A 16,685-nucleotide genomic window follows, 5' to 3' on the forward strand; every position below is an offset into this window, starting at 1 on the left:
CATGGCTGATTACCAGGGTAAAAATGTCGTTATTATCGGCCTGGGCCTCACCGGGCTTTCCTGCGTGGACTTTTTCCTTGCTCGCGGCGTGACGCCGCGCGTTATGGATACACGAATGACACCGCCAGGCCTGGATAAATTACCCGAAGCGGTGGAACGTCACACTGGCGGTCTTAATGACGAGTGGCTGATGGCAGCCGATCTGATCGTCGCGAGCCCCGGTATTGCGCTGGCGCATCCATCTTTAAGTGCCGCTGCTGATGCTGGAATTGAAATTGTTGGCGATATCGAACTGTTCTGCCGCGAAGCGCAGGCACCGATTGTGGCGATCACTGGCTCTAACGGCAAAAGCACTGTCACCACTTTAGTGGGCGAAATGGCGAAAGCGGCAGGTGTTAACGTCGGCGTGGGTGGCAACATTGGCCTGCCAGCGTTGATGTTGCTGGATGCTGAGTGCGAACTGTACGTGCTGGAATTGTCGAGTTTCCAGCTGGAAACCACCTCCAGCTTACAGGCGGTGGCGGCGACCATTCTGAACGTGACAGAAGATCATATGGATCGCTATCCGTTTGGATTGCAGCAATATCGTGCGGCAAAGCTGCGCATTTACGAAAATGCGAAAGTTTGTGTCGTCAATGCCGATGATGCCTTAACGATGCCGATTCGCGGTGCGGATGAACGCTGCGTCAGCTTTGGCGTCAACATGGGTGACTATCACCTGAATCATCAGCAGGGCGAAACCTGGCTGCGGGTGAAAGGCGAGAAAGTGTTGAACGTGAAAGAGATGAAACTTTCCGGGCAACATAACTATACCAATGCGCTGGCGGCGTTGGCGCTGGCTGATGCCGCAGGTTTACCGCGCGCCAGCAGCCTGAAAGCGTTAACCACGTTCACCGGTCTGCCGCATCGCTTTGAAGTGGTGCTGGAGCACAACGGCGTGCGCTGGATTAACGATTCGAAAGCCACCAACGTCGGGAGTACAGAGGCGGCGCTGAATGGCCTGCAGGTAGACGGCACGCTGCATTTGTTGCTGGGCGGCGATGGTAAATCGGCGGACTTCAGTCCATTGGCGCGCTATCTGAATGGCGACAACGTGCGTTTGTACTGTTTTGGTCGTGATGGCGCACAGTTAGCGGCGCTGCGTCCGGAAGTGGCAGAGCAAACCGAAACCATGGAGCAGGCGATGCTCTTGCTGGCGCCACGCGTGCAGCCAGGGGATATGGTGCTGTTGTCACCAGCCTGTGCCAGCCTCGATCAGTTCAAGAACTTTGAACAACGGGGCAATGAGTTTGCCCGTCTGGCGAAGGAGTTAGGTTGATGCGTTTATCTCTCCCTCGCCTGAAAATGCCGCGCCTGCCAGGACTCAGTATCCTGGTCTGGATCTCCACGGCGCTTAAAGGCTGGGTGATGGGCTCGCGGGAAAAAGATACCGACAGCCTGATCATGTACGATCGCACCTTGCTGTGGCTGACTTTCGGCCTCGCGGCGATCGGCTTTATCATGGTGACTTCGGCGTCAATGCCCATTGGGCAGCGCTTAACCAACGATCCGTTTTTCTTCGCGAAGCGTGATGGCGTCTATCTGATTCTGGCGTTCATTCTGGCGATCATTACGCTGCGTCTGCCGATGGAGTTCTGGCAACGTTACAGCGCCACGATGCTGCTGGGATCAATCATCCTGCTGATGATCGTGCTGGTGGTAGGTAGCTCAGTTAAAGGGGCATCACGTTGGATCGATCTCGGTCTGCTGCGCATTCAGCCTGCGGAGCTGACCAAGCTGTCGCTCTTTTGTTACATCGCCAACTATCTGGTGCGCAAAGGCGACGAAGTACGTAACAACCTGCGCGGCTTCCTGAAACCGATGGGCGTGATTCTGGTACTGGCAGTGTTACTGCTGGCGCAGCCAGACCTTGGTACAGTGGTTGTGTTGTTCGTCACCACACTGGCGATGTTGTTCCTGGCGGGGGCAAAATTGTGGCAGTTCATTGCCATTATCGGCATGGGGATTTCAGCGGTCGTGCTGCTGATCCTCGCCGAACCGTACCGTATCCGCCGTGTTACTGCGTTCTGGAACCCGTGGGAAGATCCCTTCGGTAGCGGTTATCAGTTAACGCAATCCCTGATGGCGTTTGGTCGTGGCGAACTGTGGGGGCAAGGTTTAGGTAATTCGGTACAAAAACTGGAGTATCTGCCAGAAGCTCACACTGACTTCATTTTCGCCATTATCGGCGAAGAACTGGGGTATATCGGTGTGGTGCTGGCGCTTTTAATGGTATTCTTCGTCGCTTTTCGCGCGATGTCGATTGGCCGTAAAGCGTTAGAAATTGACCATCGTTTTTCCGGTTTTCTCGCCTGTTCAATTGGTATCTGGTTTAGCTTCCAGGCGCTGGTTAACGTAGGTGCGGCGGCGGGGATGTTGCCAACTAAAGGTCTGACATTACCGCTGATCAGTTACGGTGGTTCGAGCTTACTGATTATGTCGACAGCCATCATGATGCTGTTACGTATTGATTATGAAACACGCCTGGAGAAAGCGCAGGCGTTTGTACGAGGTTCTCGATGAGTGGTAAAGGGAAGCGATTAATGGTGATGGCAGGCGGTACCGGCGGACACGTGTTCCCGGGACTGGCTGTTGCGCACCATTTAATGGCCCAGGGGTGGCAAGTTCGCTGGCTGGGTACTGCCGATCGTATGGAAGCGGACTTAGTGCCGAAGCACGGTATCGAGATCGACTTTATTCGTATTTCTGGTCTGCGCGGCAAGGGTATTAAAGCGTTGCTCGCGGCTCCGCTGCGGATCTTTAACGCCTGGCGTCAGGCGCGGGCGATTATGAAAGCTTACAAGCCCGATGTGGTGCTCGGTATGGGCGGCTATGTTTCCGGGCCTGGTGGTCTGGCAGCATGGTCGTTAGGCATTCCGGTCGTACTTCACGAACAAAACGGCATTGCTGGCTTGACCAATAAATGGCTGGCGAAAATTGCTACCAAAGTGATGCAGGCGTTTCCGGGGGCTTTCCCTGATGCCGAAGTTGTTGGTAACCCGGTGCGTACTGATGTGCTGGCGCTGCCGTTGCCACAGCAGCGTATGGCTGGCCGTGAAGGGCCGGTTCGCGTTCTGGTTGTGGGGGGGTCCCAGGGAGCACGCATCCTTAACCAGACAATGCCGCAGGTTGCAGCAAAACTGGGCGATTCAGTAACCATCTGGCATCAGAGCGGCAAAGGTTCGCAACAAACCGTTGAACAGGCTTATGCCGAAGCGGGTCAACCGCAGCATAAAGTGACGGAATTTATTGATGATATGGCGGCGGCCTATGCGTGGGCGGATGTCGTCGTTTGCCGCTCCGGCGCGTTGACGGTGAGTGAAATTGCTGCGGCAGGACTACCGGCGTTGTTTGTGCCGTTTCAACATAAAGACCGCCAGCAGTACTGGAATGCGCTACCGCTGGAAAAAGCGGGCGCAGCCAAAATTATCGAGCAGCCTCAGCTTACTGTGGATGCCGTCGCCAACACCCTGGCCGGGTGGTCGCGAGAAACCTTATTAACCATGGCAGAACGCGCCCGAGCCGCATCCATTCCGGATGCCACCGAGCGAGTGGCAAATGAAGTGAGCCGGGCTGCCCGGGCGTAATTGTAGCGATGCCTTTTGCATCGTATGAATTTGAGAAGTTAATGGCGTAAAGAATGAATACACAACAATTGGCAAAACTGCGTTCCATCGTGCCTGAAATGCGTCGCGTTCGGCACATACACTTTGTCGGCATCGGTGGTGCCGGTATGGGCGGTATTGCCGAAGTTCTGGCCAATGAAGGGTATCAGATCAGTGGTTCCGATTTAGCGCCAAACCCAGTCACGCAACAGTTAACAAATCTGGGAGCGACGATTTACTTCAACCATCGCCCGGAAAATGTGCGTGATGCCAGTGTGGTCGTAGTTTCCAGCGCGATTTCTGCCGATAACCCGGAAATTGTTGCTGCCCACGAGGCACGTATTCCGGTTATTCGTCGTGCTGAAATGCTGGCTGAGTTAATGCGTTTTCGTCATGGCATCGCCATTGCCGGAACTCATGGCAAAACCACGACCACCGCGATGGTGTCCAGCATCTACGCAGAAGCGGGCCTCGACCCGACCTTCGTGAACGGTGGGCTGGTAAAAGCGGCGGGTGTACATGCTCGTTTAGGCCACGGTCGTTACCTGATTGCTGAAGCGGATGAAAGCGATGCATCGTTCCTGCATCTGCAACCGATGGTGGCGATTGTCACTAATATCGAAGCCGACCATATGGATACCTACCAGGGCGACTTTGAGAATTTAAAACAGACCTTTATTAATTTTCTGCACAACCTGCCGTTTTACGGTCGTGCGGTGATGTGTGTTGACGATCCGGTAATTCGCGAATTGTTACCGCGTGTAGGCCGTCAGACCACCACTTATGGCTTCAGCGAAGATGCTGACGTGCGTGTAGAAGATTATCAGCAGATTGGCCCGCAGGGACACTTTACGCTGTTGCGTCAGGACAAAGAGCCAATGCGCGTTACACTGAATGCGCCAGGTCGTCACAATGCCCTGAATGCTGCTGCTGCCGTTGCGGTCGCCACGGAAGAGGGGATTGAAGACGAGGCTATTTTGCGTGCGCTGGAGAGTTTCCAGGGGACCGGACGCCGCTTTGATTTCCTCGGTGAATTTCCATTGGAACCCGTGAATGGTAAAAGCGGTACGGCAATGCTGGTTGATGACTATGGTCACCACCCGACCGAAGTGGACGCCACTATTAAAGCGGCGCGTGCAGGTTGGCCGGATAAAAATCTGGTGATGCTGTTTCAGCCGCACCGTTTCACCCGTACGCGCGACCTGTATGACGATTTTGCCAATGTGCTGACTCAGGTGGATACCCTGCTGATGCTGGAAGTGTATCCGGCAGGCGAAGCGCCTATTCCGGGAGCGGACAGTCGTTCGTTGTGTCGTACAATCCGTGGCCGTGGGAAAATTGACCCGATTCTGGTGCCGGACCCGGCGCAGGTGGCTGAGATGTTAGCACCAGTATTAACTGGTAACGACCTGATCCTCGTTCAAGGGGCAGGAAATATCGGAAAAATTGCTCGATCTTTAGCTGAAATCAAACTGAAGCCGCAAACTACGGAGGAAGAGCAACATGACTGATAAAATCGCGGTCCTGTTGGGCGGGACCTCCGCGGAGCGGGAAGTTTCTCTGAATTCTGGTGCGGCAGTGTTAGCTGGGCTGCGTGAAGGCGGTATTGACGCGTATCCTGTCGACCCGAAAGAAATTGACGTAACACAACTGAAGTCGATGGGCTTTCAGAAAGTGTTTATCGCTCTGCACGGTCGCGGTGGTGAAGATGGCACGTTGCAGGGTATGCTCGAGCTTATGGGCTTGCCTTATACCGGCAGTGGAGTGATGGCATCTGCGCTTTCAATGGATAAACTACGCAGCAAACTGCTTTGGCAGGGCGCTGGTTTACCGGTAGCGCCGTGGGTAGCATTAACCCGCGCAGAGTTTGAAAAAGGCCTTAGTGATAAGCAGTTAGCAGAAATTTCTGCCTTAGGTTTGCCGCTTATCGTCAAGCCGAGCCGCGAAGGTTCCAGTGTGGGAATGTCAAAAGTAGTAGCAGAAAATGCTCTACAAGATGCATTAAGATTGGCATTTCAGCACGATGAAGAAGTATTGATTGAAAAATGGCTAAGTGGGCCGGAGTTCACGGTTGCGATACTCGGTGAAGAAATTTTACCGTCAATACGTATTCAACCCGCTGGAACCTTCTATGATTATGAGGCGAAGTATCTCTCTGATGAGACACAGTATTTCTGCCCGGCAGGTTTAGAAGCGGCTCAAGAGGCAAATTTGCAGGCATTAGTGCTGAAAGCATGGACGACTTTAGGATGCAAAGGATGGGGACGTATTGACGTCATGCTGGACAGCGATGGACAGTTTTATCTGCTGGAAGCTAATACCTCACCGGGTATGACCAGTCACAGTCTGGTGCCGATGGCGGCACGCCAGGCGGGTATGAGCTTCTCGCAGTTGGTAGTACGAATTCTGGAACTGGCGGACTAATATGTCGCAGGCTGCTCTGAACACGCGAAACAGTGAAGAAGAGATTTCTTCTCACCGCAATAATGGAACGCGTCTGGCGGGGATCCTTTTCCTGCTGACCGTTTTAACGACAGTGTTGGTGAGCGGCTGGGTCGTGTTGGGCTGGATGGAAGATGCGCAACGCCTACCGCTCTCAAAGCTGGTGTTGACCGGTGAACGCCATTACACGCGTAATGACGATATCCGGCAGTCGATCCTGGCATTGGGTGAGCCAGGTACCTTTATGACCCAGGATGTAAACATCATCCAGACGCAAATTGAACAACGCCTGCCGTGGATTAAGCAGGTGAGCGTCAGAAAGCAGTGGCCTGATGAATTGAAGATTCATCTGGTTGAATATGTGCCGATTGCGCGTTGGAATGATCAGCATATGGTTGACGCTGAAGGAAACACCTTCAGCGTTCCGCCAGATCGCACCAGCAAGCAGGTGCTCCCAATGTTGTATGGTCCGGAAGGCAGCGCAAATGAAGTGTTGCAGGGCTATCGCGAAATGGGGCAGATGCTGGCAAAGGACAGATTTACTCTGAAGGAAGCGGCGATGACCGCGCGGCGTTCCTGGCAGTTGACGCTGAATAACGATATTAAGCTCAACCTTGGCCGGGGCGATACGATGAAACGTTTGGCTCGCTTTGTAGAACTTTATCCGGTTTTACAGCAGCAGGCGCAAACCGATGGCAAACGGATTAGCTACGTTGATTTGCGTTATGACTCTGGTGCGGCAGTCGGCTGGGCGCCCTTGCCGCCAGAGGAATCTACTCAGCAACAAAATCAGGCACAGGCAGAACAACAATGATCAAGGCGACGGACAGAAAACTGGTAGTAGGACTGGAGATTGGTACCGCGAAGGTTGCCGCTTTAGTAGGGGAAGTTCTGCCCGACGGTATGGTCAATATCATTGGTGTGGGCAGCTGCCCGTCACGTGGTATGGATAAAGGCGGGGTGAACGACCTCGAATCCGTGGTCAAGTGCGTACAGCGCGCTATTGACCAGGCAGAGTTGATGGCAGATTGTCAGATCTCTTCGGTATATCTGGCGCTTTCTGGTAAGCACATCAGCTGCCAGAATGAAATTGGTATGGTGCCCATTTCTGAAGAAGAAGTGACACAAGAAGATGTAGAAAATGTCGTCCATACCGCGAAATCGGTGCGCGTGCGTGATGAACATCGTGTGCTGCATGTGATCCCGCAAGAGTATGCGATTGACTATCAGGAAGGGATCAAAAATCCGGTGGGACTTTCTGGCGTGCGGATGCAGGCAAAAGTGCATCTGATCACATGTCACAACGATATGGCAAAAAACATTGTGAAAGCCGTTGAACGTTGTGGCCTTAAAGTTGACCAACTGATATTTGCCGGACTGGCATCAAGTTATTCGGTATTGACGGAAGACGAACGTGAGCTGGGCGTCTGCGTCGTCGATATCGGTGGTGGTACAATGGATATCGCCGTTTATACCGGCGGGGCATTGCGTCACACTAAGGTAATTCCTTATGCTGGCAATGTCGTGACCAGTGATATCGCTTATGCCTTTGGCACACCGCCAAGCGACGCCGAAGCGATTAAAGTTCGTCATGGCTGCGCGCTGGGCTCCATCGTCGGTAAAGACGAGAGCGTGGAAGTGCCGAGCGTAGGTGGTCGTCCGCCGCGTAGTCTGCAACGTCAGACGCTGGCTGAGGTGATTGAGCCGCGCTATACCGAGCTGCTCAACCTGGTCAACGAAGAGATATTGCAGCTGCAGGAAAAGCTTCGCCAACAAGGCGTAAAGCATCACCTGGCTGCGGGTATTGTATTAACCGGTGGCGCGGCGCAGATCGAAGGTCTTGCCGCCTGCGCTCAACGCGTGTTTCATACGCAGGTGCGTATCGGCGCGCCGCTGAATATCACCGGTTTAACTGATTACGCTCAGGAGCCGTATTATTCAACGGCAGTGGGATTGCTTCATTACGGGAAAGAGTCACATCTTAACGGTGAAGCGGAAGTTGAAAAACGTGTTACAGCATCTGTTGGCTCGTGGATCAAGCGACTCAATAGTTGGCTGCGAAAAGAATTTTAATTTTTATGAGGCCGACGGTGATTACGGCCTCAGGCGACAGGCACATATCGGAGAGAAACTATGTTTGAACCAATGGAACTTACCAACGACGCGGTGATTAAAGTCATCGGCGTCGGCGGCGGCGGCGGTAATGCTGTTGAACACATGGTGCGTGAGCGCATTGAAGGTGTTGAATTTTTCGCGGTAAATACCGATGCACAGGCGCTGCGTAAAACAGCGGTTGGGCAGACGATTCAGATCGGTAGTGGTATCACCAAAGGACTGGGAGCTGGCGCTAATCCAGAAGTTGGCCGTAATGCGGCTGATGAGGATCGTGATGCACTGCGTGCAGCGCTGGAAGGTGCAGACATGGTCTTTATTGCTGCGGGCATGGGCGGTGGTACCGGTACAGGTGCAGCACCGGTTGTTGCTGAAGTGGCTAAAGATTTAGGTATTCTGACCGTTGCTGTCGTGACCAAGCCTTTCAACTTTGAAGGCAAGAAACGCATGGCATTTGCCGAGCAGGGGATCACTGAATTGTCCAAACATGTGGACTCACTGATCACAATCCCGAACGACAAACTGCTGAAAGTTCTGGGCCGCGGTATCTCCCTGCTGGATGCGTTTGGCGCAGCTAACGATGTGCTGAAAGGCGCTGTTCAGGGTATCGCCGAGCTGATTACTCGTCCGGGTCTGATGAACGTGGACTTTGCAGACGTGCGTACTGTGATGTCTGAAATGGGCTACGCAATGATGGGTTCTGGCGTGGCGAGCGGTGAAGATCGTGCGGAAGAAGCGGCAGAAATGGCTATTTCTTCTCCGCTGCTGGAAGATATCGACCTGTCTGGCGCACGCGGCGTGCTGGTTAACATCACTGCGGGCTTTGACCTGCGTCTGGATGAGTTCGAAACCGTAGGTAACACCATCCGCGCATTTGCTTCGGACAACGCGACTGTGGTTATCGGTACTTCTCTTGACCCGGATATGAACGACGAACTGCGTGTAACTGTGGTTGCGACGGGCATTGGCATGGACAAACGTCCTGAAATCACCCTGGTGACCAATAAGCAAGTTCAACAGCCAGTGATGGATCGCTACCAGCAGCATGGTATGGCGCCGCTGACCCAAGAGCAGAAGCCTGTGGCCAAAGTGGTGAACGACAATACGCCACAAACCGTGAAAGAGCCGGATTACCTGGATATCCCGGCATTCCTGCGTAAGCAAGCTGACTAAGAATTAGCTGGAATTTGGGTTGCGAGGCTCTTTGTGCTAAACTGGCCTGCCGAATGTATAGTACACTTCGGTTGGATAGATAATTTGGCGAGATAATACGATGATCAAACAAAGGACACTTAAACGTATCGTTCAGGCGACGGGTGTCGGTTTACATACCGGCAAGAAAGTCACCCTGACCTTACGCCCTGCGCCGGCCAACACCGGGGTCATCTATCGTCGCACCGACTTGAATCCACCGGTAGATTTCCCGGCCGATGCCAAATCTGTGCGTGATACCATGCTCTGTACGTGTCTGGTCAACGAGCATGATGTACGGATTTCAACCGTTGAGCACCTGAACGCAGCGCTCGCGGGCTTAGGCATCGATAACATTGTTATCGAAGTTAACGCGCCGGAAATCCCAATCATGGACGGCAGTGCCGCTCCGTTTGTTTACCTGCTGCTTGATGCTGGTATCGACGAGCTGAACTGCGCCAAGAAATTTGTTCGCATCAAAGAGACTGTTCGTGTCGAAGATGGCGATAAGTGGGCTGAATTCAAGCCGTACAATGGTTTTTCGCTGGACTTCACCATCGATTTCAACCATCCGGCTATCGATTCCAGCAATCAACGCTATGCGATGAACTTCTCTGCTGATGCGTTTATGCGCCAGATCAGCCGTGCGCGTACGTTTGGTTTCATGCGTGATATCGAATATCTGCAGTCCCGTGGCCTGTGCCTGGGCGGCAGCTTCGATTGTGCCATCGTTGTTGACGATTATCGCGTACTGAACGAAGACGGCCTGCGTTTTGAGGACGAGTTTGTACGTCACAAAATGCTCGACGCGATCGGTGATTTGTTCATGTGTGGTCACAACATTATCGGTGCATTTACCGCTTATAAATCCGGTCACGCACTGAATAACAAACTGTTGCAGGCTGTCCTGGCGAAACAAGAAGCCTGGGAATATGTGACCTTCCAGGACGACGCAGAACTGCCGTTGGCCTTCAAAGCGCCTTCAGCCGTACTGGCATAACGACATCTATACTGTCGTACAAAATTCGACTGGCAAATCTGGCACTCTCTCCGGCCAGGTGACCCAGTCGTTTTTTTTTGAGTTTTTACAGCGTCGTAAGAAATCGGTGCGAACGCTGCTTTCTTAAGCACTTTTACGTGTTACTTATCTTGAATACTGCTGTGGACTTCTGGCTTTAATGATAAGATTTGTGCGCTAAAAACGTTGAATACGATCGGGATGGCAATAACGTGAGTGGAATACTGACGCGCTGGCGACAGTTAGGTAGACGCTACTTCTGGCCGCATCTCTTATTAGGGATGGTCGCGGCGAGTTTAGGTTTGCCTGCGCTCAGCAACGCTGCCGAGCCAAACGCGCCCGCAAAAGCGACAACGCGCAATCACGAGCCTTCCGCCAAAGTTAACTTTAGTCATTTGGCCTTGCTGGAAGCGAACACGCGCCGCCCGAACTCGAACTATTCCGTTGATTACTGGCATCAACATGCTATTCGCACGGTAATCCGCCATCTCTCCTTTGCAATGGCGCCGCAAACGCTGCCCGTTGCCGAGGAATCTTTACCGCTTCAGGCGCAACATCTTGCTTTACTGGATACGCTCAGCGCGCTGCTGACCCAGGAAGGCACGCCGTCTGAAAATGGTTATCGCATTGATTATGCGCATTTTACCCCTCAAGCAAACTTCAGCACGCCCGTCTGGATAAGCCAGGCGCAGGGCATCCGTGCTGGCCCTCAACGCCTCTGCTAACAACGAAAAACCTTTACTTCATTTTATTTACACCGCAATGCGGGGTGTTTGAGATTTTATTATGCTAATCAAATTATTAACTAAAGTTTTCGGTAGTCGTAACGATCGTACCCTGCGCCGGATGCGCAAAGTCGTCAACATTATCAATGCCATGGAACCGGAGATTGAAAAACTCTCCGACGAAGAACTGAAAGGAAAAACGGCAGAGTTCCGCGCGCGTCTGGAAAAAGGCGAAGTGCTGGAAAACTTGATCCCGGAAGCCTTCGCTGTGGTGCGTGAAGCCAGTAAGCGTGTTTTTGGCATGCGCCACTTCGACGTACAGCTGCTCGGCGGTATGGTTCTTAACGAACGCTGCATCGCCGAAATGCGTACCGGTGAAGGTAAAACCCTGACCGCAACGCTGCCTGCTTATCTGAACGCACTAACCGGTAAAGGCGTGCACGTAGTTACCGTCAACGACTACCTGGCGCAACGTGACGCCGAAAACAATCGTCCGCTGTTTGAATTCCTTGGCCTGACTGTCGGTATCAACCTGCCGGGCATGCCAGCACCGGCAAAGCGTGAAGCTTACGCAGCTGACATCACTTATGGTACGAACAACGAATACGGCTTTGACTACCTGCGCGACAACATGGCGTTCAGCCCTGAAGAACGTGTACAGCGTAAACTGCACTATGCGCTGGTGGACGAAGTGGACTCCATCCTGATCGATGAAGCGCGTACACCGCTGATCATTTCTGGCCCGGCTGAAGACAGCTCGGAAATGTATAAACGCGTGAATAAAATTATTCCGCACCTGATCCGTCAGGAAAAAGAAGACTCCGAAACCTTCCAGGGCGAAGGCCACTTCTCGGTGGATGAAAAATCTCGCCAGGTGAACCTGACCGAACGTGGTCTGGTGCTGATTGAAGAACTGCTGGTGAAAGAAGGCATCATGGATGAAGGGGAGTCTCTGTACTCTCCGGCCAACATCATGTTGATGCACCACGTAACGGCGGCGCTGCGCGCTCATGCGCTGTTTACCCGTGACGTCGACTACATCGTTAAAGATGGTGAAGTTATCATCGTTGACGAACACACCGGTCGTACTATGCAGGGCCGTCGCTGGTCTGATGGTCTGCACCAGGCTGTGGAAGCGAAAGAAGGGGTACAGATCCAGAACGAAAACCAGACACTGGCTTCGATCACCTTCCAGAACTACTTCCGTCTGTATGAAAAACTGGCGGGTATGACCGGTACTGCTGATACCGAAGCCTTCGAATTCAGTTCCATCTACAAGCTTGATACGGTAGTCGTTCCGACCAACCGCCCGATGATTCGTAAAGATCTGCCGGATCTGGTCTACATGACCGAAGCGGAAAAAATTCAGGCGATCATTGAAGATATCAAAGAACGTACTGCGAAAGGCCAGCCGGTGCTGGTGGGTACTATCTCCATCGAAAAATCGGAGCTGGTGTCAAACGAACTGACCAAAGCCGGTATTAAACACAACGTCCTGAACGCCAAATTCCACGCCAACGAAGCAGCGATTGTTGCTCAAGCAGGTTATCCGGCTGCGGTGACTATCGCGACCAACATGGCGGGTCGTGGTACTGACATTGTGCTCGGTGGTAGCTGGCAGGCAGAAGTTGCTGCGCTGGAAAATCCGACCGCAGAGCAAATTGAAAAAATTAAAGCCGACTGGCAGGTACGTCACGACGCAGTACTGGCAGCAGGTGGCCTGCATATCATCGGTACTGAGCGTCACGAATCTCGTCGTATCGATAACCAGTTGCGTGGCCGTTCTGGTCGTCAGGGTGATGCCGGTTCTTCCCGTTTTTACCTGTCGATGGAAGATGCGCTGATGCGTATTTTTGCCTCTGACCGCGTATCCGGCATGATGCGTAAGCTGGGGATGAAACCAGGCGAAGCCATTGAACACCCGTGGGTAACCAAAGCGATTGCCAACGCCCAGCGTAAAGTTGAAAGCCGTAACTTCGACATTCGTAAACAGCTGCTGGAATACGATGACGTAGCTAACGATCAGCGTCGCGCCATTTATTCCCAGCGTAACGAACTGCTGGATGTCAGCGATGTGAGCGAAACCATCAACAGCATTCGTGAAGATGTGTTCAAAGCGACCATCGATGCCTACATTCCACCACAGTCACTGGAAGAAATGTGGGACATTCCAGGTTTGCAAGAGCGTCTGAAAAACGACTTCGATCTTGATTTGCCGATTGCCGAGTGGCTGGACAAAGAGCCAGAACTGCATGAAGAGACGCTGCGTGAGCGTATCCTGGAGCAGTCCATCGAAGTGTATCAGCGTAAAGAAGAAGTGGTTGGCGCTGAGATGATGCGTCACTTCGAGAAAGGGGTGATGCTGCAAACGCTCGATTCCCTGTGGAAAGAGCATCTGGCGGCGATGGACTATCTGCGTCAGGGTATTCACCTGCGTGGCTACGCGCAGAAAGATCCGAAGCAGGAGTACAAACGTGAATCGTTCTCCATGTTCGCGGCGATGCTGGAATCGTTGAAATATGAAGTCATCAGCACGTTGAGCAAAGTACAGGTACGCATGCCGGAAGAAGTTGAAGAGCTGGAGCAGCAGCGTCGTATGGAAGCTGAGCGTTTAGCGCAAATGCAGCAGCTTAGCCATCAGGATGACGACTCTGCAGCCGCAGCTGCGTTGGCAGCACAAACTGGCGAACGTAAAGTTGGACGTAACGATCCTTGCCCGTGCGGTTCTGGTAAAAAATACAAGCAGTGCCACGGTCGCCTGCAATAAAAGCTAATTGTTGAAATAAAAGGCGCAGGATTCTGCGCCTTTTTTATAGGCTTAAGACAATGAAAAAACTGCAAATCGCGGTAGGTATTATTCGCAACGAAAACAACGAAATCTTTATAACCCGTCGCGCCGCAGATGCGCACATGGCAAATAAGCTTGAGTTTCCGGGCGGAAAAATAGAAACGGGAGAAACGGTAGAACAAGCGATGGTGCGGGAGCTTCAGGAAGAAGTCGGCGTTACCCCACAACGTTTTTCGTTGTTTGAAAAGCTGGAATATCAGTTCCCTGACAGGCATATCACACTGTGGTTTTGGTTGGTCGAGAGCTGGGAAGGGAAACCGTGGGGGAAAGAGGGACAACCCGGTGAGTGGATGGCGCTGGCCAGCCTCAATGCAGAAGATTTTCCGCCAGCCAATGAACCGGTAATTGCGAAGCTTAAGCGTCTGTAGGTCAGATAAGGCATTTTCGCCGCATCCAACATTCGCACACGATGCCTGATGCGACGCTGGCGCGTCTTATCAGGCCTACGTGGATTTCTAACTCATTGATAAATTTGTTTTTTTAGGTCGGATAAGGCATTTTCGCCGCATCCGACATTTGCATACGATGCCTGATGCAACGCTGGCGCGTCTTATCAGGCCTACGTGGATTTCTAACTCATTGATAAATTTGTTTTTGTAGGTCGGATAAGGCGTTTACGCCGCATCCGACATTTGCACACGATGCCTGATGCGACGCTGGGCGTCTTATCAGGCCTACGTGGATTTCTAACTCATTGATAAACTTGTTTTTGTAGGTCGGATAAGGCGTTTACGCCGCATCCGACATTCGCACACGATGCCTGATGCGACGCTGGCGCGTCTTATCAGGCCTACGTGGATTTCTAACTCATTGATAAATTTGTTTTTGTAGGTCGGATAAGGCGTTTACGCCGCATCCGACATCCGCACACGATGCCTGATACGACGCTGACTGCGTCTTATCAGGCCTGCGTGGGGCATCAGACAAATGTCAATGCTTTGGCTCTTCGCTCCAGTCATCGCTTTCGGAAAGATCGCCACTGCTGGGGATTCGTTTTTCTTCAGCTGCCCATTCTCCGAGGTCGATCAACTGGCAGCGTTTGGAACAAAATGGCCGAAATGGGCTGACTTCACCCCAGACCACCGTTTTCCCGCAGGTTGGGCAGTTCACCGTAATAGTTTCTGACATTTTTACTCCTTAGCAACAGGCCAGTTCGAAATCCAGACGTTCCGGTACTTGTCCATTTTCACTGTCCAGCGGCATAAAGCGAATGGCAAAACGGCTTTTATGACCGGATATTTGCGGATAAAGCTGTGAATCGAGTGCCAGATTCAGGCGTAACAAATCGGCGTCTTCGCCATTATCCTGATAAAAACCGTTAAGACTGGTCAGTTTGCGGAACGGTGCCGACTGACGAATCAAATCCAGCACCATTGTAAGTGCCTGTGTCAGCGGGCTCAGGCTGGCAATCCACGTTTCTACCTGACTGTCGCGCTGCGACTGGGGTAAATGCAACCAGATATGCAACGTAGGTAAATCAAAGCTGCAACACCCGCCGGGAATGCTTAGACGCTGGCGCACTAGGGCAATCATTCTGTCTTCACGCAGAAATTGCCCGATACGCGGCGCGGAAATCAGCACGCTACCGGCGGCCTTCAACTGCTGAATTAATGCTTCAATACGGCTCTGGTCCACGCCAGGCACACCAATCCAGGTCTGGAGTTTACGTTGCTGCCGGTCAAGTTCTTTCAACAGCTCAGTGCGGACTTCGCCGCGCTCGAAAACATCCAGTAATTCACTAACATTACGGAAGAAATGCAGAGCACCAGCGTAGTCAGCAATAGGTAAATTTACGGTGAGTTGTTGAATCAAAAACTCAATGCGCAGCCATGTACGCATTTTTTCATTTAGCGGATGTTCAAAAAGGACCTGGGTCTGCATTAAGGTTTTTCCTGTGAGACAAACTGCGACGCGAGCTGCAAATAGTGTGCGTGCAGGCGGGCAACATCTGATGCAATAGCATTCGGTGTGCCGTTATTATCAATGACGTCATCTGCCACCGCAAGACGGGCTTCGCGCGTTGCCTGGGCAGCAAGAATTTGTTCAACATGCTCGCGAGTGACATCATCACGTTGCATAGTGCGCATAAGCTGAGTTTCTGGACTGACATCCACCACCAGTACACGATTCGCTTTTTTATACAGCGAATTTTCTACCAGCAAGGGCACAACCCACAGTACATAAGGTGACGTTGATTGCTGGATCTGGCGTTGCGTCTCCTGCTGAATCAGAGGATGCAGCAGGGCATTAAGCCAGTTTTTCTCTTCCGGATAGGCGAAGATCCGCTCGCGCAAGGCGCGACGTTGCAATGTTCCATCAGCAGCAATCATGTCAGCGCCAAAGTGTTCAGCAATGGCATGCAGTGCAGGTGTACCTGGTTCAACCACCTGACGCGCAATAATATCGGCATCAATGACATTAATTCCGAGGTCAGCAAATGCATTTGCAACAGTACTCTTGCCACTGCCAATGCCGCCTGTTAAGGCAACTGTATACCTCATAATCTATATTCCTGGGAATTCATCATGATTATCAAAATGTTAATAAAGAGCACGCGAAAGCGAAATTGATGAAACGTTCGCCCACTATTTACCAGGTAAATTTATGGGATTGTAGCGTAAAAAAAGACAATTTCGCAGTCTTGCGCCATATCGATTAGTGCGTATGATAGCGTCACTGGAGTTGCGCTCTTACCCTTATAGCCA

The 16,685-nt window shown here is 52.2% G+C and carries 15 protein-coding genes; 12 read left to right on the top strand and 3 right to left on the bottom strand.

Annotated elements, in window-relative coordinates:
• The first annotated feature begins 1 nt into the window (after window position 1).
• The 12 genes from murD (at window position 2) to mutT (ending at window position 14,348) form a co-directional block, all read left to right on the top strand.
• Entirely contained in the window at window positions 2–1,318 is a 1,317-nt protein-coding gene (murD, locus tag D9742_RS02810) for a UDP-N-acetylmuramoyl-L-alanine--D-glutamate ligase (RefSeq protein WP_130221632.1), read from the top strand.
• On the top strand, window positions 1,318–2,562 hold the full coding sequence (gene ftsW, locus D9742_RS02815) for a cell division protein FtsW (RefSeq protein ID WP_130204918.1): 1,245 nt from the start codon (window positions 1,318–1,320) through the stop codon (window positions 2,560–2,562). The genes murD and ftsW overlap by 1 nt, the downstream gene beginning before the upstream one ends.
• Window positions 2,559–3,626, top strand: a complete 1,068-nt coding sequence (gene murG, locus D9742_RS02820) for an undecaprenyldiphospho-muramoylpentapeptide beta-N-acetylglucosaminyltransferase (protein WP_130204920.1) — start codon at window positions 2,559–2,561, stop codon at window positions 3,624–3,626. The genes ftsW and murG overlap by 4 nt, the downstream gene beginning before the upstream one ends.
• A 53-nt stretch (window positions 3,627–3,679) precedes the next feature.
• Window positions 3,680–5,155 carry a UDP-N-acetylmuramate--L-alanine ligase gene (murC, locus tag D9742_RS02825; RefSeq protein WP_130235920.1) on the top strand — a complete coding sequence of 492 codons (1,476 nt, stop codon included), beginning with the start codon at window positions 3,680–3,682 and terminating at the stop codon, window positions 5,153–5,155.
• Window positions 5,148–6,068, top strand: coding sequence for a D-alanine--D-alanine ligase (gene ddlB / locus D9742_RS02830; protein ID WP_130235921.1), 921 nt, complete (start codon window positions 5,148–5,150; stop codon window positions 6,066–6,068). The genes murC and ddlB overlap by 8 nt, the downstream gene beginning before the upstream one ends.
• 1 nt (window position 6,069) lies before the next feature.
• Window positions 6,070–6,900: a cell division protein FtsQ gene (gene ftsQ / locus D9742_RS02835; protein ID WP_000075731.1), complete on the top strand. Its 831-nt coding sequence runs from the start codon at window positions 6,070–6,072 to the stop codon at window positions 6,898–6,900.
• On the top strand, window positions 6,897–8,159 hold the full coding sequence (ftsA, locus tag D9742_RS02840; protein ID WP_000588474.1) for a cell division protein FtsA: 1,263 nt from the start codon (window positions 6,897–6,899) through the stop codon (window positions 8,157–8,159). The genes ftsQ and ftsA overlap by 4 nt, the downstream gene beginning before the upstream one ends.
• A 60-nt stretch (window positions 8,160–8,219) precedes the next feature.
• Window positions 8,220–9,371 (top strand): cell division protein FtsZ, encoded by a 1,152-nt coding sequence (gene ftsZ / locus D9742_RS02845; protein WP_064525175.1) that lies wholly within the window; start codon window positions 8,220–8,222, stop codon window positions 9,369–9,371.
• Window positions 9,372–9,471: 100 nt separating this feature from the next.
• Window positions 9,472–10,389: a UDP-3-O-acyl-N-acetylglucosamine deacetylase gene (gene lpxC, locus D9742_RS02850; RefSeq protein WP_000595482.1), complete on the top strand. Its 918-nt coding sequence runs from the start codon at window positions 9,472–9,474 to the stop codon at window positions 10,387–10,389.
• Between the two features lie 230 nt (window positions 10,390–10,619).
• On the top strand, window positions 10,620–11,132 hold the full coding sequence (gene secM, locus D9742_RS02855; protein WP_130235922.1) for a secA translation cis-regulator SecM: 513 nt from the start codon (window positions 10,620–10,622) through the stop codon (window positions 11,130–11,132).
• 61 nt (window positions 11,133–11,193) lie between these two features.
• Window positions 11,194–13,899: a preprotein translocase subunit SecA gene (gene secA, locus D9742_RS02860; RefSeq protein WP_130235923.1), complete on the top strand. Its 2,706-nt coding sequence runs from the start codon at window positions 11,194–11,196 to the stop codon at window positions 13,897–13,899.
• 59 nt (window positions 13,900–13,958) lie between these two features.
• Window positions 13,959–14,348 carry an 8-oxo-dGTP diphosphatase MutT gene (gene mutT, locus D9742_RS02865; protein WP_130235924.1) on the top strand — a complete coding sequence of 130 codons (390 nt, stop codon included), beginning with the start codon at window positions 13,959–13,961 and terminating at the stop codon, window positions 14,346–14,348.
• Between the two features lie 562 nt (window positions 14,349–14,910).
• On the opposite strand, the gene yacG is transcribed toward mutT, so the two are convergent.
• From yacG to coaE, 3 genes are read right to left on the bottom strand one after another with little or no spacing between them, the layout of a single operon-like run.
• On the bottom strand, window positions 14,911–15,108 hold the full coding sequence (gene yacG, locus D9742_RS02870; protein ID WP_130235925.1) for a DNA gyrase inhibitor YacG: 198 nt from the start codon (window positions 15,106–15,108) through the stop codon (window positions 14,911–14,913).
• A 9-nt stretch (window positions 15,109–15,117) separates the two neighbouring features.
• Window positions 15,118–15,861, bottom strand: a complete 744-nt coding sequence (zapD, locus tag D9742_RS02875; protein WP_130235926.1) for a cell division protein ZapD — start codon at window positions 15,859–15,861, stop codon at window positions 15,118–15,120.
• A complete protein-coding gene (gene coaE / locus D9742_RS02880) occupies window positions 15,861–16,481 on the bottom strand; it encodes a dephospho-CoA kinase (RefSeq protein WP_130235927.1) in 621 nt (206 codons plus the stop codon). Before coaE ends, zapD begins: the two co-directional genes overlap by 1 nt.
• Window positions 16,482–16,685 lie beyond the last annotated feature (204 nt).

Source organism: Escherichia sp. E1V33 (assembly GCF_004211955.1).
Classification (GTDB): Bacteria; Pseudomonadota; Gammaproteobacteria; order Enterobacterales; family Enterobacteriaceae; genus Escherichia.

Coding starts and splice junctions, on each gene's coding strand:
- coaE (WP_130235927.1), bottom strand. CDS start 16,481: ATGAGGTATACAGTTGCCTTAACAGGCGGCATTGGCAGTGGCAAGAGT.
- ftsA (WP_000588474.1), top strand. CDS start 6,897: ATGATCAAGGCGACGGACAGAAAACTGGTAGTAGGACTGGAGATTGGT.
- murC (WP_130235920.1), top strand. CDS start 3,680: ATGAATACACAACAATTGGCAAAACTGCGTTCCATCGTGCCTGAAATG.
- lpxC (WP_000595482.1), top strand. CDS start 9,472: ATGATCAAACAAAGGACACTTAAACGTATCGTTCAGGCGACGGGTGTC.
- ftsW (WP_130204918.1), top strand. CDS start 1,318: ATGCGTTTATCTCTCCCTCGCCTGAAAATGCCGCGCCTGCCAGGACTC.
- yacG (WP_130235925.1), bottom strand. CDS start 15,108: ATGTCAGAAACTATTACGGTGAACTGCCCAACCTGCGGGAAAACGGTG.
- murD (WP_130221632.1), top strand. CDS start 2: ATGGCTGATTACCAGGGTAAAAATGTCGTTATTATCGGCCTGGGCCTC.
- mutT (WP_130235924.1), top strand. CDS start 13,959: ATGAAAAAACTGCAAATCGCGGTAGGTATTATTCGCAACGAAAACAAC.
- zapD (WP_130235926.1), bottom strand. CDS start 15,861: ATGCAGACCCAGGTCCTTTTTGAACATCCGCTAAATGAAAAAATGCGT.
- secA (WP_130235923.1), top strand. CDS start 11,194: ATGCTAATCAAATTATTAACTAAAGTTTTCGGTAGTCGTAACGATCGT.
- ftsQ (WP_000075731.1), top strand. CDS start 6,070: ATGTCGCAGGCTGCTCTGAACACGCGAAACAGTGAAGAAGAGATTTCT.
- murG (WP_130204920.1), top strand. CDS start 2,559: ATGAGTGGTAAAGGGAAGCGATTAATGGTGATGGCAGGCGGTACCGGC.
- ftsZ (WP_064525175.1), top strand. CDS start 8,220: ATGTTTGAACCAATGGAACTTACCAACGACGCGGTGATTAAAGTCATC.
- ddlB (WP_130235921.1), top strand. CDS start 5,148: ATGACTGATAAAATCGCGGTCCTGTTGGGCGGGACCTCCGCGGAGCGG.